The sequence below is a fragment of the Mycobacterium sp. genome (genome assembly GCF_019247615.1).
Lineage (GTDB): Bacteria > Actinomycetota > Actinomycetes > Mycobacteriales > Mycobacteriaceae > Mycobacterium.
Genome location: NZ_JAFBAT010000269.1, coordinates 1 through 18,701, shown reverse-complemented (window position 1 = coordinate 18,701; position 18,701 = coordinate 1). Strand labels below are relative to the sequence as shown.

The 18,701-nt window shown below is 66.3% G+C and carries 16 protein-coding genes, 1 tRNA gene and 1 pseudogene; 6 read left to right on the top strand and 12 right to left on the bottom strand.

Going from position 1 to position 18,701, the window contains the following annotated elements:
* Window positions 1–815 precede the first annotated feature (815 nt).
* Window positions 816–2,756 (bottom strand): potassium transporter Kup, encoded by a 1,941-nt coding sequence (locus tag JO059_RS18600; RefSeq protein WP_293321365.1) that lies wholly within the window; start codon window positions 2,754–2,756, stop codon window positions 816–818.
* Between the two features lie 819 nt (window positions 2,757–3,575).
* On the opposite strand from JO059_RS18600, the gene JO059_RS18595 reads away from it, so the two are divergent.
* On the top strand, window positions 3,576–4,481 hold the full coding sequence (locus JO059_RS18595; RefSeq protein ID WP_293321363.1) for a hypothetical protein: 906 nt from the start codon (window positions 3,576–3,578) through the stop codon (window positions 4,479–4,481).
* A 360-nt stretch (window positions 4,482–4,841) separates the two neighbouring features.
* Here the strand turns inward: JO059_RS18595 and JO059_RS18590 are convergent.
* Window positions 4,842–5,497: pseudogene (locus JO059_RS18590) on the bottom strand (CoA transferase).
* A gap of 78 nt (window positions 5,498–5,575) precedes the next feature.
* On the opposite strand from JO059_RS18590, the gene JO059_RS18585 reads away from it, so the two are divergent.
* Window positions 5,576–6,460, top strand: coding sequence for a DUF732 domain-containing protein (locus JO059_RS18585; protein ID WP_293321361.1), 885 nt, complete (start codon window positions 5,576–5,578; stop codon window positions 6,458–6,460).
* 630 nt (window positions 6,461–7,090) lie between these two features.
* Here JO059_RS18585 and JO059_RS18580 read toward each other — a convergent pair.
* From JO059_RS18580 to JO059_RS18560, 5 genes are all read right to left on the bottom strand, one after another.
* Window positions 7,091–7,166 (bottom strand) — tRNA-Ala (locus tag JO059_RS18580).
* A gap of 50 nt (window positions 7,167–7,216) precedes the next feature.
* Entirely contained in the window at window positions 7,217–8,254 is a 1,038-nt protein-coding gene (gene glpR / locus JO059_RS18575; RefSeq protein ID WP_293321359.1) for a gephyrin-like molybdotransferase receptor GlpR, read from the bottom strand.
* A gap of 151 nt (window positions 8,255–8,405) precedes the next feature.
* Window positions 8,406–9,059, bottom strand: a complete 654-nt coding sequence (locus tag JO059_RS18570) for a GNAT family protein (protein WP_293321357.1) — start codon at window positions 9,057–9,059, stop codon at window positions 8,406–8,408.
* 21 nt (window positions 9,060–9,080) lie between these two features.
* Window positions 9,081–10,373: a gephyrin-like molybdotransferase Glp gene (glp, locus tag JO059_RS18565; protein ID WP_293321355.1), complete on the bottom strand. Its 1,293-nt coding sequence runs from the start codon at window positions 10,371–10,373 to the stop codon at window positions 9,081–9,083.
* A 93-nt stretch (window positions 10,374–10,466) separates the two neighbouring features.
* Entirely contained in the window at window positions 10,467–11,381 is a 915-nt protein-coding gene (locus JO059_RS18560) for a UTP--glucose-1-phosphate uridylyltransferase (protein WP_293321353.1), read from the bottom strand.
* A gap of 74 nt (window positions 11,382–11,455) precedes the next feature.
* Between JO059_RS18560 and JO059_RS18555 the strand changes: the two genes are divergently transcribed.
* The 4 genes from JO059_RS18555 (at window position 11,456) to mscL (ending at window position 13,817) form a co-directional block, all read left to right on the top strand.
* Entirely contained in the window at window positions 11,456–12,079 is a 624-nt protein-coding gene (locus JO059_RS18555) for a 5-formyltetrahydrofolate cyclo-ligase (protein WP_293321351.1), read from the top strand.
* A gap of 73 nt (window positions 12,080–12,152) precedes the next feature.
* On the top strand, window positions 12,153–12,497 hold the full coding sequence (locus JO059_RS18550) for an FmdB family zinc ribbon protein (protein ID WP_293321349.1): 345 nt from the start codon (window positions 12,153–12,155) through the stop codon (window positions 12,495–12,497).
* Window positions 12,498–12,595: 98 nt separating this feature from the next.
* A complete protein-coding gene (locus tag JO059_RS18545) occupies window positions 12,596–13,288 on the top strand; it encodes an SAF domain-containing protein (RefSeq protein WP_293321347.1) in 693 nt (230 codons plus the stop codon).
* A 67-nt stretch (window positions 13,289–13,355) separates the two neighbouring features.
* A complete protein-coding gene (mscL, locus tag JO059_RS18540) occupies window positions 13,356–13,817 on the top strand; it encodes a large-conductance mechanosensitive channel protein MscL (protein WP_293321345.1) in 462 nt (153 codons plus the stop codon).
* Window positions 13,818–13,841: 24 nt separating this feature from the next.
* Here mscL and JO059_RS18535 read toward each other — a convergent pair whose 3' ends face one another.
* The 5 genes from JO059_RS18535 to rpmF form a co-directional block, all read right to left on the bottom strand.
* A complete protein-coding gene (locus tag JO059_RS18535; protein ID WP_293321343.1) occupies window positions 13,842–14,399 on the bottom strand; it encodes a MogA/MoaB family molybdenum cofactor biosynthesis protein in 558 nt (185 codons plus the stop codon).
* Window positions 14,399–15,955 carry a trypsin-like peptidase domain-containing protein gene (locus tag JO059_RS18530; RefSeq protein ID WP_293321341.1) on the bottom strand — a complete coding sequence of 519 codons (1,557 nt, stop codon included), beginning with the start codon at window positions 15,953–15,955 and terminating at the stop codon, window positions 14,399–14,401. Before JO059_RS18530 ends, JO059_RS18535 begins: the two co-directional genes overlap by 1 nt.
* A 74-nt stretch (window positions 15,956–16,029) precedes the next feature.
* Window positions 16,030–17,586 carry a HAMP domain-containing sensor histidine kinase gene (locus JO059_RS18525; protein WP_293321339.1) on the bottom strand — a complete coding sequence of 519 codons (1,557 nt, stop codon included), beginning with the start codon at window positions 17,584–17,586 and terminating at the stop codon, window positions 16,030–16,032.
* 16 nt (window positions 17,587–17,602) lie between these two features.
* Window positions 17,603–18,289, bottom strand: a complete 687-nt coding sequence (mprA, locus tag JO059_RS18520) for a two-component system response regulator MprA (RefSeq protein WP_293321337.1) — start codon at window positions 18,287–18,289, stop codon at window positions 17,603–17,605.
* Window positions 18,290–18,493: 204 nt separating this feature from the next.
* Window positions 18,494–18,667, bottom strand: coding sequence for a 50S ribosomal protein L32 (gene rpmF, locus JO059_RS18515; RefSeq protein ID WP_067115484.1), 174 nt, complete (start codon window positions 18,665–18,667; stop codon window positions 18,494–18,496).
* Between the last annotated feature and the right edge of the window lie 34 nt (window positions 18,668–18,701).

The following is an 18,701-nucleotide window of genomic DNA, read 5'->3' as shown; positions in this document are numbered from 1 at the left end:
CCCGACATCGAGTTGATACGTGGTGAACGTCCTGACCTCCGCCCAGATCGGTCGGGCGCTCGACGCGCCCGTGGGCTGGCCATCGGCGCGTTACCCATGCGCGCGGGTCGCTCCCAAGGGATGGGCGAGCCCGGGCGACGTCACCTCCGCTTACGGGGTGTACGTGTGGCAAAGGACCTCGCGCGGCCTGCTTTCCGATGATGGCGGCCGGCCAACGCTCCCGGCCTCAGTCGAGTGCTGCACCACCCTTATCTCTCGATCGCAGAATGTAAGGGTCGATCCCCAGACTTTGTGGCGAAATATGCTGTGGCCCAGGCTTTTCGCTGAACCAGAAGTTCGAGTGGCGCCAACCTCGATGCAGCAATCCGCGCTGCTGCGGCCCCACTGCGGCCCCGGCGCTCTATGGCGACCGGACAGCTAACGAAAGAATGAAGGATTACGTGCTGAGAAGCTTTGTGGAGCTAAGGGGATTCGAACCCTGCCTTGACCAGGCAAAATACCGGCTTACCTGCATGTTCGTTCCGTCTCGTTACGATTCAGTCCCGTTCGTTACCTGCGGTTTTGTTTTCGGGTCTTGACGGCGTCAAGAGCCATGATTCCACCGGCCGCATGCAGTTCAACGTTCACCGCCGATGAATTCCGCCTCAGCGTCGGGACATGACTTGCATGCCCAAGCTGATTGTTCCCGTCGCTGCTGCATGACGGCTTGCGCGCGTTTGCTGCGCAGGAAGGTCAATGTCAGTTCGAGGCCTTTCACCGTATCCGGAGCCAGCTGTCGCCGTCGTACAGGTTCGACACCCGCGGGGCGACGACCGCTAGACCTGAATCCGCGCACCCATGACCACCGTGCGGTCGATGGGCAGGTTGAAATACTCGGCGGCGTCCGCGGCGATGTAGGAGGTGGCGACGAACAAGCGCTTGCGCCATGCCGGCATGGTCGGTGCAGAGCCCGCCCGCAGTTCAAGCTTTGAAAGGAAATAAGAGGCGTCATCGAGGGCGATTTCGCCTTCGGTTTGGCGCGGGTCGAGCAGCCGCAGCGCATCCGGGACGTTGGGCTGTTCCATATACCCGAACTTCGCATTGACGTGGATAACCCCGTCTCGGAAATCACCCAGGTCATCGACTTCTAGTCGTGCTTCGTCCGGCACCCGCGGCGCGGGAACGGTCTCGATCGACACGATCACGCAGTGTTCGTGTAGCACGTGGTTGTGTTCGACGTTGGCTCGCATTGCCAGCGGCGCGGTCTCTTTGCCGCGGTTGAGGAAAATCGCTGTACCGGCCGTCCGCGCCAGCGGTGGGCGATGATGGGTCAGCTGATCGACGAATTCGCGCAGCGGTCCCTCCGCTTTGGCCCGCGCTTGTGTGACGAGGTCGCTGCCCCGCTGCCAGGTCGTCATCACGAGGAAAGCCGTTGCGGCGATGAGAAGGGGTAGCCAGGCTCCGTGCACCAGCTTGGTGAGGTTGGCCGCCAGGAACAGTAGGTCGATCGTCAACAACGCTGCAGCGCCAGTCACAATCAGCCACACGGGTGTCTTCCACCGTTCGCGGGCGACGAAGAAAAAGAGCAAGGTTGTAATGGTGATCGTCCCGGTCACCGCCATGCCGTATGCGAACGCCAGTGCCGCCGAGCTGCGGAACGCGAACACCAGGATGAGGACCGCAACCATCAGCAGACCGTTGATCCAGGGCACGTAGATCTGGCCGATCGTCGACTCGGACGTGTGAACGACCCGCACCCGGGGCAGGGAGCCGAGCTGAGCGGCCTGCGACGCTACCGAGTAGGCCCCGGTGATCACCGCCTGGGAGGCGATCACCGTTGCCGCGGTCGCCAGCAGCACCATCGGCAATCGCGCCCAGCCCGGTGAGAGCAGGAAGAAGGGCGCATCGGTGACGTTGTTGTTGCCCAACAGCAGCGCGGCCTGGCCGAAGTAACTGAGCGTGCACGCCGGCAAGACCACAAACAGCCACGCCCGGGTGATTGCCGGCCGGCCGAAGTGGCCCATGTCCGCGTAGAGCGCCTCCGCCCCCGTCACCGCCAGGACGACCGCGGCCAGCGAAAAAAAGGCCGTGGCTGGGTAGGTGACCATGAACGTCAGCGCATATACGGGTGACAACGCCTTGACGATTGCCGGATGCGTGGCTATGCCCTCGACGCCGCACGCGCCGATCGCGACGAACCACACGATCATGATCGGCCCGAACAGGCGTCCGATTGCGGCGGTGCCGCGGCTCTGAAAAGCGAAGAGAATAACGATGATCACCGCGGTGATCGGCACGACCCAGTGACCGAATCGCGGCTCGACAACCTTGAGGCCCTCCACCGACGAGATCACCGAGATGGCTGGAGTGATCATGCTGTCGCCGAAAAACAGCGAGGCGCCAAAGAGGCCGAGCGCGGCCAGAGTAACCACCATGCGACGACTCCGGTTGACACCCAACCGGCGCACCAGGGTGATGAGGGCCATGATGCCGCCCTCACCGTCGTTATCGGCGCGCATCACCAGGGTGACGTAGGTGAGCGTGACGATGATCATCACCGACCAGAAGATCACCGATACGACCCCATAGACATTTGCTGTCGTGATCGGTATGGGATGAGGGTCGCTGGGATCGAAAATTGTCTGGATCGTATAGATGGGACTTGTCCCGAGGTCTCCGAACACGACGCCGAGCGCACCGATCACAAGTGAAGAGCGGGCTTTCTCGGTGCCGAAAATCGCGCGAAGCGGTAACGCGGGCCTGACACGCGTAGGCATGGCGAAGTCCTCTACCGATGGGCGTAGCAGATGCGACGCGGCGGGTCGATCCTAAGACGGAATCCGGTACGGCACCATTCGAGCGTCAGCGCCATCCAGCCGCAGGCCACAAAGCTTCTAGCGAGGCCACGTGCGTGGGGGCCCGCATCCGCTTAACGCAAGTTAGCGCTGAAACCGTTCGATGTGAGCCTGTGCCTCGAGAACGTCGCGTCGCAGCGCGGCCGCTACCACCGCATGGCACATGCCCGAGCGTCGTCCCGGTGATATTCCGTCGTTCACGCGAATTTATCTGTCGTTCAAGCCAATTAAGCCGCTGCGTCATCTCGAGCAACTGAATGCGTAACGCACGCACCAACTCAACAGCCTGGGCGGCCTGCCATCCACCCACGACGGAGAAAATGTCCGCATTTCACTGAGTCTCCTCGGCAGCAGCTTTGGCGTGTCAAGCATTGGGGCCTAAGTGCGGCGATAGTGCTTGCGATGGCGGCAACGACGGCGAACTACGACCGCGCGCGTCCGCTGCAACTTCCCCGGAATACCCGGCGCGTCAACGCGCACATTTCGGTCCGCGGGCGAGCGCGGTGGACGAGTGGATGTGACGATCGACAGATGGCGCCTGCACAAGATCCAACACACGCCGACGACCCACACATCTTACTGGGTCTGGTCGGGGATCCAGGTGCGGCTTACTCACTGGCCCGTGAGCTCGTTGATGCGGGCTTGAGTCAAGAGCTCGAGCGGCGGTTACCCGGTGCCCGGTGGTGCGTTGAGGCGGTAGAGAGACCCCTGGTGCAGGCACCGGCGACCGACGCTGCAATCGTGAGCGCCGCGCGGCGATTGCTCCTCGACAGCGCCTGGGACGTTGTCGTCTGTCTGACCGATCTTCCGTTGCACGTTCACCGACGCCCCGTCGTCGCCCACGCCAATCCCGTGCACAACGTGGCGATTATATCGGTGCCCGCTGTTGGTGCGGTGGGGACACGCCAGCGGATTCGCGAGACGATTGTGCGCCTGCTGGAGCGGCTGATCGGATTGCCCGAGCAACGCAGCACCGTGGCCGACGCTGCAGCAAGCCCGTCGCGGCGGTTCTTCATCGAGCGGGTGCGGGAACTGGGCACAGATCCGGCCGATGGCGCTTTCGCTTACACCGCACGCGTGCTGACGGGCAATCTGGTCCTCTTGGGCGGGATGGTGGCAGCGAACCAGCCATGGCGGTTGTCGCTGCGATTGTCGCGTGCGCTGACCGGCGCGGTGGCCGTCGGGATCGTTGCGTTGGTGACCTCGGATATTTGGCGGCTGTCGGATGCATTCGGATGGGAACGGCTCGCCGGAACGGGGCTCGTGTCCGTCGGCGCCACCACAGCCACCTTGATCATCGGAGCTGAGCTGTGGGAACCCACAATCTCACGCGAAGTGCGCAAGCAGGTCATGTTGTTCAACATTGCCACCACGGTGACCGTCGTCATTGGCGTGAGCGTGCTGTATGCCGCACTGTATGTGCTGGCGTTGATCGCGGCGTTCTGGTTTGTGCTGCCTGCAATTTTCCGCGACGCCGTCGGTCATCCGGTCTCGCTGCGGGATTACTTCGAATTAGCGTGGCTGACAAGCTCCTTGGCGATGATCGGAGGCGCCTTGGGCGCGGCCCTGGAACCCGACGACGCGGTTCGCGAAGCGGCCTATGTCCAGCACTCCGACCAACCATCCACGATCGAAGAACCGCCCTGATTGCCCCCTTCGCCGCTGGATCGCTGTTGAAGGACCCCACCCGCGATTACCAACCCCGCGGCGTCAAATGCGCCTGTTCGACGACGACCTCGACGATGTGGCCGGGAATCTGGACGCGGCGATGCGCGCTGCCGGGGACCAGATGGCCTTGGGCGTTTGTTGCTGTTTGGTCGCGTTGATTGGGCTGGTAAACCGCGGGTCAGAAGGTTAGCACCGTTGACGGACGCCGGGGCTAATCGAAGCTACTGCGGGCACTGCGGACGGTCTGTGCCTGAAGACGTCGCTCTCCTAGTGGCCGTGCGGCTGGGTTGGTTGAGCCAACCCGACCGTGCGCGGCTTAGCCCACGGATCTGCGAAGCCTCAGACGGTTGTCCATGCCGGCTTGCTTGACCCGCGCACCACCAGTACCGGGTCTCGCCAGTAGGGCTTGGTTTCGGTGAACTGCACCGGCGGGGCCAATCGGACGTACTTCCCGTTGGGGGTTTGGGCCGTGATCGTGTCCGGGGCCAGCAGTTGGTGTTGCTTGCCGGTATCCGGGACGTCCGTGTCGAAGGTGCCCAGGGAGTTGAACCACATCGCGCAGCGGGCCAGGTTAACCCGCACGTGGTAGCTGCCGCCCTCCTTGGCCCGGCGGATCAAAGCGGCTTGGATGCCCGCCGCGCCGAGGTAGCCGGCAACGAAATCGTTCATCACGAATGTCGGCGGAAACTTCGGCTGTTCCGGGGAGCCCTCTAAGGTGGTGAACCCGGTGACGCACAACGCTTCCATGTCGAAACCACCGCGCTCTGCCCACGGTCCGTCGTAGCTGTAGCACTGCGCGGAGGCGTAGACGATGCCGGGCGGCGCGCGGCCAGTTCCTCGGGCGACAGCCCCAGGTTGGCGATCTTGTGGGGGCGGTAGCTTTCCACGATCACGTCCGCGTCGGCGGCCAGTTCGTAGGCCCTCTTAAGAGCTTCGGGTTCCTTAAGATTCAGCCACGCCGACGAGGTGAACCCGGTGCGAGCAGGGCGGCCCAACAACCTATGGACGTCCCGTCGTCACTCGGGTTGAATTAGATACCGAGCAGATGACACCGAAGAAACGGGGATCGTGCCGTGCGCACCGGCATCACCAGTCCTGCCCACGCTCTGGCTAGCGCCTCGATGGTGCTGACCGCCGCAGTTATTTGCGCTGGCGCGGCAAGCGCCGACCCAAGCCCAAGCCAGCAGGATCTGCAAGATCTGTTTGTGGCGCAGCTCGCAGCAGATCAGATTCCCGCCCTCGATAACTTGCCTGCTCTCGTCGCCCGAGCCCATCAAATTTGTAGCGAACTCGATGGCGGCGCCTCGGTCTATGCCGTGGTAGACGAAGAGATGAACGGTATGTTCGAGCAAAATCCGGAATACCGCCAAATGTCCGCACGGGTCCATAGGACCGCGGTCAGATTCATCGCCACATCAATTCAAGTCTACTGCCCAAGCCATTTTTACGATCCGTATGTAACCAACAACGCCGGCTTCTCCATCCTTGGTCCAGTGGCAGGGGTAGGTCACCAGACGTCACCGACGCGGATCGGTGCGGTATGGACGCCACACTTGATGGACAGCGGTGTTTTCGCGTCGGGTTGCTACGCAGCAAACCGCTCCGACGGTGACGCGCATGGCACAGTGCCGGCTTGGCAGATCGCAGCGATTCCCTCCGGAGATATCACCCAGCCCGACCCGCCGCAGGTTCCGCCACCACCGCCGCCGAGCGCGCAGATCCAGACACCACCCCGGCCAGTCGCGCCACCGCCTCTACCCAAACAGCCGCCGCCTCCACCGCGACAGGTGGAGCCTCCTGCGGTTGGTCCTCAGCCGGGGGACGCTGCTGGCAGTGGCGGCGGTGGGAGCACCGACGGTGGCGGCAACGGCGGCGGTACCGCTGGCGGCGGTGGCGGTCCGGCGGGGCCGTCGCCAGCGCCATCCATGCCGCCGGGCTTTGTCGGGCTCGCACCCTGAGACAGGAACCGAACCGTTGCCCCGGCGCGTGTGGTCTCCCGCGGTGAGGCGACATTTGAGAAGTCAAGAACGTTAGTTCTGAGACTGGGATGGATCGTTCCGCGTGGGTTGCGCCACCGGGCATCGCACCCGGATGTTGGTGCCGGTGCAGGCGGTTAACCCGGTGCAGTTGGTGGTCATCCGGGTTATCCGCACCGGGGGCACCGGGCTCGCCGGGTGCACCGGGTTCAATACCGAGTCGGCGCCACACCGGATGGCCGCGACGATCTTGTCTTCACCGACCAGCGCGGCGGCGTTCTACGGAACTCCAATTGGCGTGCCAGGGTGTTCCGGCCAGCAGTCACAAGGTGCCGGTCGGCGGATGAGAACTTCGCTGTCATCACGCCACACGACCTGCGTCACACAGCCGCAAGCCTTGTGCGGTAAGCGCACAAGCGAATGTGAAGGCGGTTCAACGGATGCTGGGCCACGCCAAAGCGTCGATGACGCTCGACATCTATGCCGATCTCTTCGATGAGGACTTGGACGGCGTTGGGGACCGTTTGGATGTGGCGATCCAAGCTGCTGCGGACGCTCTGCGGACGGCTTCCAGAGCTTGATGCGGGTAGAGTGCTCTGACCTGCCCAAACTTGGTGGAGCTAAGGGGATTCGAACCCCTGACCTACTCGATGCGAACGAGTCGCGCTACCAACTGCGCCATAGCCCCTGATCGCTAGCAGGCTACCAGCCGTGCGGCGAACCGCCGAACCCCCAGCGCTATTCGCCGACCGCGCGCGGCAGGTCCCGCGGCCAACCGAAGGTCCGCATCGGCATCGCGTTGTCCAGGTGCTCGAAGATGGGGTCCTCGTCATCGATCTCCAGAACCACCGCACCGGGGCGCCGTAACCGCGAGGGCACCACGTCGTATTCGCGGTCGTAAGCGTTCTCCACCCCAAGCCGCGCGCGCGCCATCCGCTGCATCCGGCGACGACGCACCCTCTCCTCGATCCGCGTCTGCCGGCGCAAATAGGCCAGGTACAGCACGGTCACGGCGGTGGCGCTGCCGCACATCCACCACGCGGTCGGCGACACCTCGAAAGCGGCCGTTGCCGAGCCAATCAGAATCACCGCCATCACCATGAGCACCCGCTTGCGGAAGGCATATTTTCGGGCGCTGACGGCGGCGGCGGTCTTGGTGTCGAATCGACGACGTCGTGACCTGCCGGGCGCGACGAAGACGGCCGAATCCTCGTCCTCGCGGGGGTCTTCTTCGGGCTCCAGGCCCGACGAGTCCTCGATGTATTCGTACCGGTCGTCCTGCTCGGCATCCGACGCACCGCTTTCGGTTTCGGTCTCGTCGAGGGGGCGATCCTCACCGACGCCGCCCTCGGACCCGGCGAGCTCGCCGCCGGCACCCGCCGGGAGCGCCGCGGCATCCTCGACGACGTCGACGTCCAAGTAGTCGGGCTCGTCCCGCGCGTCCGCCGGCACCTTCATCACAACCGGATGCGCGGGTTGGCCTTGCTCGGCGTCGTCGTTGTCGCCGTGGTCGCGCTCCTCCTCCTCAGCCTTCACGAGCTCGTCTTCGAGCGGTTCTTCCTCGGGCTTCCAGTGCGGGTCACTGCGATGACCCGCGGCCGGCCCGCCCCGCCTGAGCAGGCGGGAACCCGCACCGCCGTTGAGCACGCGGGTCGCCAAGGCCACGTCGCTCGTGCGCCGAACGGCGTCGCGTTTGCTGATGAGCATCGGAACGAGTACGAACAGCCAGAGCACCACGAGCGAAATCCACAACAGTGACTGCGGGATGCTTGGCATGATGACCTGCTCCTAACTGGTCCGGCGCCCGCGAGGCACTCGGTGGCCAACGCGGCCGGGCCAATGTGACCAGCACAATTACACACCTGTAATTTGCCTCTCACAAGCACCAACAGTCACTCGTGTCGCCATTGCAACCGTTCGGCGAGGATTAAGCCCAACTCGCGTGGCCAGCGCGCACCAGCGTCGATGCCATCGATCCCTGAACCTCTTCCACCGTGATGGCCATCAGCAAGTGGTCTCGCCAGGCCCTGTCGACCTCGAGGTAACGACGCAACAGGCCCTCTTCGCGGAAGCCGACCTTTGCCAGCACAGCCCGGCTAGCTGCGTTCTCCGGACGCACGGTGGCCTCCACCCGATGCAACATCACCGGACCAAAGCAGTGATCCAGCCCCAGCGCCAATGCCGCGGTGGCCACCCCGCCACCGGTCGCGGACCGCGGGACCCAGTAGCCGATCCATGCCGATCGCAACGCGCCATGGACGACGTTGCCAACGGTCAGCTGGCCGCAGAAACGCCCATCGAGCTCGATGACGTACGGCAGCATGCGTCCCTGGCGGGCCTCCGCGCGCAGGCCAGAACACAACGCCGGCCAGGCCGCAACGGTGTGGCGCATCGTCCAATCGCCGTCCGCGCTGGGCTCCCAGGGCTCGAGATGCGCGCGATCGGCCAGGCGGATCCGGCTCCATTGGGCGCCGTCGCGCAGGCGCACCGCCCGCAGCCGGACGACCCCCGCCTGCACCCGCAGCGGCCCGACATCCGAGGGCCAACCCGGATGACGAGAAGTAGAGCGCAACAGGTTCACGGGCGTGTGCAGTCGTTCCGTTCAGCCGCGCTGCGCCAGGAAGGCGACGTCGACGATCTCTCCCGTGCGAACCTGCTCGGCACCGCTGGGAACCACCACCAGGCAATTCGCCTCCGCCAGAGTCGCCAACAAGTGGGACGACGCCCCCGGGGCCCCGCCCAGGGCCTGTACCAAATACTCGCCGGTGTCCTGGTCACGCATCAGCTGACCGCGAAGATACCCCTTGCGGCCGGCGACCGAGGTGATGGGCGACAGGGCGCGTGCCTGCACCATCCGGCGCATCGGCTGACGCTTGCCCAGCGAGAGGCGGATGAGCGGCCGGACCATCACTTCGAAGACCACCAGGGCGCTGACCGGATTGGCCGGCAGCAGGAAAGTCGGAACTCCTTCGCGGCCCAACTGCCCAAAGCCCTGGACCGAGCCCGGATGCATCGCGACCCGGACGACTTCCATCTCGCCGAGCTCGGCAAGCGCCGAGCGCACCGCCTCGGCGGCCGCGCCCCCGACGCCCCCGGCGATCACGACGATCTCGGCCCGATTGATCTGCCCTTCAACAACTTCGCGGAGCTGTTTCGGGTCGTTGCTGACGATGCCGATGCGGTTCACCTCCGCCCCGGCATCCCGGGCCGCCGCCGCCAGCGCGTAGGAGTTCACGTCGTACACCTGCCCATTGCCCGGGGTTCGCGAGATGTCGACCAGCTCGCCGCCGACGGCCATGACCGCCAACCGCGGACGCGGATGGACCAACACTCGTTCCCGCCCGACGGCGGCCAGCAGTCCGACCTGTGCCGCGCCGACGATCGCTCCGGCGCGCACGGCAACATCACCGGGCTGGACATCGTCGCCGGCGCGTCGGACATAGGCCCCCGACGGCGCTCCGCGCAGAATCCGCACACGCGAGGCGCCGCCGTCGGTCCACCGCAACGGCAGGACCGCGTCGGCCAGCGTGGGCAGTGGGGCCCCGGTTTGCACCCGGGCGGCCTGCCGCGGTTGCAATCGGCTGGGTGTGCGCGCACCGGCTTCGATGGTTCCCATCACCGGCAGGACGATCCCCTCCCGGCCGTACTCGTCGCCGGCAGACTCGTCGGATACTGCCCCGAGCCCCTCGATGCCGATCTCGCCGACGCCCAGCACATCGACGCTGCGCACCGCGTAGCCGTCGATGGCTGCCTGGTCAAAAGCGGGCATCGGCCGCTCGGTCACCACTTCCTCGGCGCACAGCAATCCCTGCGCCTCGGCAATGGCAACACGTATCGGTCGGGGGGCCACCGCGGCGGCCGTTATCCGGGCCTGCTGCTCCTCCACAGAACGCACATCCGCGCCTCTCTGCCATCCAGCCGTCTCGGGCACCCGGCCCGCCCAAAGGCCCGATCCGCTTCGTTCGCCGGGCCCGGCGTCATCGCCCGGCTACTGCGCGGTCAGGCCCAGTCGCGCCACCAACCATCGCCGCAAATCCGGGCCGTAGTCGTCACGATCCAACGCAAAGTCAACCGCAGCTTTCAGGTACCCGCCGGGATTTCCCAAGTCGTGTCGAGATCCGCGATGCACGACCACATGCACCGGGTGGCCCTCCTTGATCAGCAGCGCGATCGCATCGGTGAGCTGCACCTCGCCGCCGGCCCCGCGATCAATGCGGCGCAGCGCGTCGAAGATTGCCCGGTCCAGCACATAGCGGCCCGCCGCGGCATACATCGAGGGCGCGTCTTCGGCCTTGGGCTTCTCGACCATGCCGTTGACCTTGAGCACGTCGGGATTGTCGCCGTCGGGCCCCGGCTGCACATCGAAGACACCGTAGGCGCTGATCTCGTCGGGAGCCACCTCGATCGCGCACAACACCGTGCCGCCGTAGTCGGCACGTGCCTTCGCCATCGTCTCCAGCACCCCGGTCGGCAGCACCAGGTCGTCGGGCAGCAACACCATGACGGCGTCCTCGTCGGCGGCCAGCGTGGGCTCCACGCAACCGATCGCATGCCCCAGTCCGAGTGGCTCCTCCTGAACGACGGACTCGACCTTGATGAGCTGCGGCGCGCGACGGACCTTGTCGAGCATCGCTTTCTTGCCACGCGCCTCGAGCGTCCCCTCGAGCACCAGGTCCTCGACGAAATGCGCGACGACTCCGTCCTTGCCTGCCGAGGTGACGATGACCAAGCGCTCGGCGCCGGCCGCCGCCGCTTCCTCAGCGACGAGCTCGATCCCCGGCGTGTCGACCACGGGCAGCAGCTCCTTGGGAACTGTCTTGGTCGCCGGCAAAAAACGCGTCCCCAGACCGGCCGCAGGGACGATCGCCGTATAGGGGATCGGGACGTGATCTGGGCGCGACATCGTTCACACCATAGCGCTCAGGATCAGCCGACTCCGCATGGCAGGCCGAATACCCGTGCTGTCATGGTTGACGCATGGTGCACGCGAGTAAAACCGCGTTGCGGGCGCAGCTGGCCGCGGCTCGGGGCGGGGTTGCCGACGCCGTGCGCGCTGACGAGGCGCTGATGCTCAGCAAGCACCTGGAGTCGTTGATGAGCCGCCTGAGCAGCGTAGACACAGTCTGCGCCTACGCGCCCGTGGGCACCGAGGCGGGGTCCATCGAGATGCTGGATGTGTTGCTGCGCCGCTCGCGACGGGTGCTGCTGCCGGTTGCGCGGACCGCCGGCCCGGGAAGCCAGGGCATGCCACTGCCGCTGCGCTGGGGCGAATACCGGCCCGGAACCCTGACTCCGGGCCCGTGGGGACTGCTGGAGCCGCCGGCCCCTGTGCTCCCGGAGTCGGCCCTCGCCGAGGCCGGTCTGGTGATCGTCCCCGCGCTGGCGGTGGACCGTTGGGGTGTACGGCTCGGCCGCGGGCGAGGTTTCTACGATCGCTCGCTGACCGGCCGGCACCCGGGAGCGCTTTTGCTCGCGATGGTGCGCGATGAGGAGTTCGTCGACGAGTTACCGGCGGAGACGCACGACGTGCCCATGACGCACGTCATCACGCCGCGTCGGGGAGTGCTGACCCTGGTTGCGGGTGAAATCCCCTGGGAATGAGACATCTCACGTGGCGGTTTTAGCACTTGACAAAGTAGAGTGCTAATAAGGCTGAAATCATCCGGAGGTTTTTGTGCCTACTTACAGCTACGCCTGCACCGCATGCGACAACCGTTTCGACGTCGTGCAGGGCTTCAGCGACGACGCGCTGACCACATGCGAGAAGTGCTCCGGTCGGCTGCGCAAGCTCTTCAACTCCGTGGGAATCGTGTTCAAAGGCAGCGGCTTCTACCGCACGGACAGCCGCGACGACGGCAAGAAGTCGGCAAAGCCGGAGACGCCGGCCAACGGGTCCTCGACAAGCGACGCCGGGTCCAGCTCCGGCTCGGGCGAGAAGAACGGGTCAACGCACAAGAACGGGTCGGCCGCCAAGTCCACCGAGAGCGCCACGCCCTCTGCAGCACCCGCCTCGACGTAGCCGTTAGACCTAGCCGTTTGATGTAGCCGTTATCCCGTTATCCACAGCCCGACTTCCGGCCGGGACCGCCGCGACCGAATGGAGCTTACGGTTGCGGCGTGGGGGAACCATCGCTGAACGCGGCGTTGCTGCGCCGGATCTCGACATCGCTGCGACCGGACTGGACCCGCACCGTGCTGGCTCGGCGATTAGCCGCGGGCGGGCTCGTCGCGCTGGCCGGCATTGCCACGCTGCGTTCGAACCCCGAGGGTGAGCGCGCGGAGGTTGTGGTGGCCGTGCGCGACCTGCGTCCCGGCACCGCCCTGACCCTCGAAGATGTTGGGATCGAAAACCGCTTGGCCGCAACGGTTCCCGACGGCTCGCAAAACGACCTGGGGGCCGTCATCGGTTCGACGCTGGCCAGTCCGACGAGGCGTGGGGAAGTGCTCACCGATGTCCGACTCCTCGGGAGCCGGCTGGCCGAGGCCGCCATCGGACCGAAGGCCGGACCCGGCGCCCGCATCGTGCCGCTGCATCTGGCGGACAGCGCACTGATCGACCTGGTCCGGGTCGGCGACGTCGTCGACGTGCTGGCCGCGCCGAGCCCCGACCCGCAGGCAGCATCGGGATCCGGCGGCCAGGCGGGTAGCCGGGTCGTGGCAACCGACGCCGTCGTGGTGCTCGTGTCGGCCAAACAGAAGCTCCAGGCCGACGATGGCGACCGCGTAGTCTTGGTTGCGCTGCCGGCTCGCGTGGCGAACACCGTGGCAGGCTCGGCGTTGGGCCAGACCGTAACGCTCACCCTGCACTGAGTACCTGACCACTGCTGGGCACGTGACCGGTAGCAAACTCTGTCCAGTCCCAGAAAGGACATACCCGATGTTCAAGGGGTTCAAGGAGTTTCTGTCGCGGGGCAACATCATCGACCTGTCCACCGCGGTGGTCATCGGTACCGCCTTCACCGCACTGGTCACGCAGTTCACGGACAGCGTCATCAAGCCGTTGATCAACCGGATCGGCGTCCACGGGAATTCCAACCTCGGCATCTTGCGGATCAGCATCGGCGGCGGTCAGACAATCGACTTGAACAATGTCCTGTCGGCCGCGATCAACTTCTTGATCATCGCGGCGGTGGTGTACTTCCTGGTCGTCGTTCCTTACACCACGCTGCGCAAGCGCGGCGAGGTCGAGCAGGCCGAAGACGCCCAGATCGTCCTCCTCACCGAAATCCGTGATCTGCTGGCCCAGACCGACGGCCTCTCGTCGGGCCGCCACGGCGGAGCGCCGAGCAAGACACCCCCGCCGGAGCACGGACCCCGTGCGGACGCCGAATCCCAGTGACCCGTCGCCGGGGTGGTGGGGCGGCTAGATCTCCAGGCTCGACAACTGGCCGATGATCTGGGCCGCGAGCGGATTCAGGGTCGCCATTCCGTCGCGCACGGCGTAACGGGAACCGGCGAGGTTGACCACCAACGTGCTGCCGGAGACTCCGGCCAACCCGCGTGACAATCCGGCATCGATGATTCCCGCGGACAGACCCGAGGCGCGGATGGCTTCCGCGATACCCAAAATTTCCCGATCCAGGATGTCGCGGGTGGCTTCCGGGGTGACGTCGCGCGGAGTGACCCCCGTCCCGCCCACCGAGACAACGAGGTCCACTCCGCCGATCACGGCGGTGTTCAGCGCATTGCGGATCTCGACCTCGTCGGCCGCGACGGCGACCACGCCGTCGACCACGAAACCGGCCTCGGTCAGCAGCTCGGTGACCAGCGGCCCGCTGTGGTCCTCGTCGCCGTGCGCGGTGCGATCATCGACCACCACCACCAGGGCACGCCCGAGGACCAATTCCGCACCCGTTTCCATGGGGGCAACGGTATATCCGAGTTCGGACAACCCGGCCGCCGAGGGCTCGTCAACTCTCATCACTGATCCGCCTTGCCGAGGGTGACCTGCACAGTGCGGCTCCCGCCGCCGGGATCCTGGTAGGTCAGTGAAACCTTGTCCCCGGGCGCTTTCGATCGCACGGCGGCCACCAACGCGTCGGCGCTGCTGATCGGGCGATCGTCGACCCTGGTGACGACGACGTTCTTGGGCACCCCGGCCGTCGCGGCCGCGCCGTTCGGCACGACCTCGACAACCTTGGCGCCGGGGGTGCCCTTGTCACTGGTCACCTGCACGCCGAGCGAGGCGTGCGTCGCCTTGCCGGTGCTGATCAATTCGTCGGCGATCCGCTTGGCCTGGTCGACCGGAATCGCGAAGCCGAGACCGATCGACCCGCTCTGGGCGTCCGGCGAATCGGCCCCCAAGGTCGCGATCGCCGAGTTGACGCCCACCAGCTGGCCACTCATGTTGACCAGGGCGCCTCCCGAGTTGCCCGGGTTGATTGCGGCGTCGGTCTGAATCGCGTCCAGCACGGTGTTTTGGTTACCGGACTCGCCGGTGGTGGACACCGGCCGGTTCAATGCGCTGATGATGCCGGTGGTCACCGTTCCCGACAGACCGAGGGGTGACCCGACCGCAACGACCGGCTGGCCCACCCGCAGGTCGGTCGAGGAGCCCATCGTGATCGGGGTCAGGCCGGAAATGCCCTGCACTCGAATCACCGCGATATCGCTGGTCGGGTCGGCGCCGACGACCGTGAATGGTGCCGTGCGGCCGTCGGAGAAGGTCACCGTGGTCTTTGGTGCTGGACCGCCAGGGCCACCGGGACCACCCGGACCACCCGGCGCACCGGGACCACCCGGCGCACCGGGACCGCCCGGCCCACCGGGACCACCGGGGGCGGAGCCGGGCCCGGCGGGACCGGCGCCCGGCTTGGCCGCGGCCGCGACGACGTGATTGTTGGTCAAGATCAGTCCGTCGGTCGACAGCACGATGCCGGAGCCTTCTTCGGACTGACGGCCGAGATCGGTCTCCAACATGACGACGCTAGGCACCACCTTGGCGGCGACCTGTTCGACGCTGCCCGGCGGCATGTTCGCCGCCGGGACGCTGGGAGCCGCCCCGGGGATGATGCCGCGGCCGCCGTTGCCCGCCGAGTGTGTGCCGAGCTCGACCGCCGTCGCCGCGGCGCCGCCGATGCCGGCCGACACCACCGCAATCGCCAGTGCTCCAGCGGCCAAAACGCCTGCGCGGGAACGCCTTTGGGGTATCGGAGCGAGTGGCGGCCCCATTGGCGGCAGCATCCCGGGTATCGGGCCCATCCCGGTGGTGCCCCCGGGGATCGGACCGGGCCCGGTGCCCCCGGGCATCCGAACGGGGCCGGTTCCGCCGAACGGCTCGTAGGGCCGGCGGTACTGGGTCGCCTGCGGCGCTTGCGTCGGGGGGGTCGGCTGGGACGGCTGATAGCGCCAATCAGACTGCTGGTTGTAGGGCTGGTGCTGGTGCCCGTGGTTATAGGCGGGAGCCACAGGCTGATGAGGCCCGGTGTGGTATCCCGGCTGCTGCGGCGGTGGGGAATACCTCGGGTCGTTCGTCATGTCGCTACGTCGCTCTTCCTCTATTTCGGCCCAAGTCGGCTCGACTCGGATCGGTTCCAACAGTAACTGCAGGACTACCTTGCCCGCGCGGACTGAGAGTCCACTGAGATAACGTTCGCCGAACCCCGAGAGTTCGGCCCCGCTTGGTTCTGGCCGCCGACGGGCACCGCAGGGTCGGTCTCGGCCTCGATCTTACTGTCGGCCGCGGGCTTCTGGTACGTCGAGACGGGCATCGGCCGTCCGGGCAGCAGCACATAAATCGACGTGCCCGGGGGCTGCCCTCCCGGCACGGTGTCCTCGACGCGAAGCAGTCCCCCGTGGTTGAGCACCACTTTTTTGACGATCGCCAGCCCAAGGCCCGAACCGGGCAACGCGCGGGCCGTCGTCGACCGGTAGAACCGCTCGAACACCAGCCGGCGCTCGTGGGGGGGAATGCCCGGGCCGTGATCGGAGACCACCAGCTCGGCGTGCGAAGGGTCGAGTTTCCTCATCGTGATACCGACATGCCCGCCCGGCGGGCTCCACTTGGCCGCATTGTCCATGAGGTTGAGCACCGCGCGCGACAGCCCGGCACCGTCGCCGTAGACCTGCCAGGGCACAATGTCGACATCGAAGTGAATGTCGTTGCGCCGCCGCCTGACTCGCTCGAGGCTGCGATCGATGATCTCCGACACGTCGACGGCCTCGTGCACCACCTGCCCAGCGTCGTCGCGGGTCAGATCCACCAAGTCGCCCACCAGCGTGGACAATTCCTCGATCTGCGCGAGCACGTCCGCGCGCAGCCCGACCATCTCCTGCTCCGGCAGCCGCGGCGCCCCCGGCTCCATCGAGGCCATCAGCAGTTCGACGTTGGTGCGCAGCGACGTCAGCGGGGTGCGCAATTCGTGTCCGGCGTCGGTGACCAGGCGCGCCTGCCGCTCGCGGGACTCGGCCAGCGCCCGCAGCATCAGGTTGAACGCCTCGGTGAGCCGGGCCAGTTCGTCACTGCCGAATACCGGGATGGGCCGCAGGTCGTCGGTGCGCGCCACCCGCTCGGCGGCTTCGGTGAGGCGGGCCACGGGGCGCAAGCCCGCCCGCGTGACCATTCCACCGGCGAACGCGGCGACCGCGACGCCGACGCCCCCGACGAAGAGCAGCACCCAGCGCAGTCTCGTCATCACCGCTTCCGTCGGCTTCAGGCTCTTCGATATCAACAGTGAGCTGCCGTTGGGCAGGTGGATGGCGAGGATTCGCTGGTCTGATGCCGTGCGGCGGGACATGAACAGCTCGCCGCGAATGACGGCCTTCTCGGTGGAGCCGACGGGCAGCGTCTGGCCCGGCTGGTTGGCGGTGTAGATCGAGTGGCCCGGGTTCACCAGCATCGCGTTGACGTCCGAATAGGCGGTGCCCTCGATCGCCTTGCCCGGGTCGGCCGCCAACGATCCACTGGCGATCAGCAGTTGCGCCCGGCTCTGCAGTTGGTTGTCGATATCGCTGTACAACGCGGCCGAGATGACCGCGTAGACCGCGAACGCCATTAGCACGACGACCATCGCCACCATGGACATCGCCAGCAGCATGACCCGCCAGCGGAGGGACAACGAGCTGGGGGCGCGCAGCGGCGCGGCCCGGCGCCGATGGAGCCGGATCATCGATGGACGAAACTCATCACGGCGGCGTCTCCCGAAGGACGTAACCCACTCCGCGCACGGTGTGGATCAGCCGCGGCTCGCCATCGGCTTCGGTCTTGCGGCGCAGATAGCCCACGTAAACCTCGAGCGCATTGCCGGAGGTGGGGAAGTCGAACCCCCACACCTCCTCGAGGATGCGGCTGCGCGTGAGCACCCGGCGCGGATTGGCGATCAACATTTCCAGCAACGCAAACTCGGTGCGCGTCAAGCTGATCGAGCGTTGCCCGCGAGTGACCTCCCGGGTCACGGGGTCCAGGGAGAGATCCGAGAACCTCATGGCCACCGACTCGGCGTCATCGTCCGGCTTGGTGCGGCGCAGCAGCGCCCGCATTCGGGCCAACAGTTCTTCGAGGGCGAACGGCTTAGGCAGGTAGTCGTCGGCGCCGGCGTCAAGACCCGCCACGCGCTCGGATACGGAGTCGCGGGCCGTGAGCACCAGAATCGGCAGGTCATCGCCCGTGCTGCGCAGCTGTCGGCACACCTCGAGACCGTCCAGCCGCGGCATCATCACATCAAGCACGAGCGCGTCCGGCCGATCGCTGGCGATCATTTCGAGCGCCTCGACGCCGTCGTGAGCCAGTTCGACCGAGTATCCGTTGAATGAAAGCGACCTGCGCAGCGACTCGCGCACCGCGCGATCGTCGTCGACGACAAGTATCCGCACGGCCACTAGTTTCGTCCCAGCGCCTGAGAGCGGCCTGAGAGGCGCGCCGGGTATTTGCCGAGATCTCCATCGGTGCGCCGGGAACCTGCCGGTCGACGGGCGGTCACATGCGTCACCCTGGTTCCCGGCTGGAGCCCCAAGACGCCCCAAGACGCCATCGACATTGACCGCGTCGGCGACGTGCCGAACGTCCGCCGAGCCGAGCTAGCGCCGGTCCAGATCGATCAGGCCCAGGCGGGCCGCCTTAAGCAGCCTGCGCGGCACCTTATGCTTCTGGCCCGCCACGGTCACACCGACCAGCTCGGTCCGGGTGGCCTTCCACTGTGCGCGTCGGCTTCTGGTGTTCGCGCGCGACATCCTGCGCTTGGGTACGGCCATGGTCGGGCCTAACTCCTCGGTTCGGGGTGATACG

Excerpts from the sequence above, each read along its gene's own strand:
- JO059_RS18555 (WP_293321351.1), top strand. The coding sequence starts at position 11,456 with ATGGTGCACGCGAGTAAAACCGCGTTGCGGGCGCAGCTGGCCGCGGCT.
- glpR (WP_293321359.1), bottom strand. The coding sequence starts at position 8,254 with ATGCCAAGCATCCCGCAGTCACTGTTGTGGATTTCGCTCGTGGTGCTC.
- JO059_RS18525 (WP_293321339.1), bottom strand. The coding sequence starts at position 17,586 with ATGATCCGGCTCCATCGGCGCCGGGCCGCGCCGCTGCGCGCCCCCAGC.
- mscL (WP_293321345.1), top strand. The coding sequence starts at position 13,356 with ATGTTCAAGGGGTTCAAGGAGTTTCTGTCGCGGGGCAACATCATCGAC.
- JO059_RS18560 (WP_293321353.1), bottom strand. The coding sequence starts at position 11,381 with ATGTCGCGCCCAGATCACGTCCCGATCCCCTATACGGCGATCGTCCCT.
- rpmF (WP_067115484.1), bottom strand. The coding sequence starts at position 18,667 with ATGGCCGTACCCAAGCGCAGGATGTCGCGCGCGAACACCAGAAGCCGA.
- JO059_RS18530 (WP_293321341.1), bottom strand. The coding sequence starts at position 15,955 with ATGACGAACGACCCGAGGTATTCCCCACCGCCGCAGCAGCCGGGATAC.
- JO059_RS18600 (WP_293321365.1), bottom strand. The coding sequence starts at position 2,756 with ATGCCTACGCGTGTCAGGCCCGCGTTACCGCTTCGCGCGATTTTCGGC.
- JO059_RS18535 (WP_293321343.1), bottom strand. The coding sequence starts at position 14,399 with ATGAGAGTTGACGAGCCCTCGGCGGCCGGGTTGTCCGAACTCGGATAT.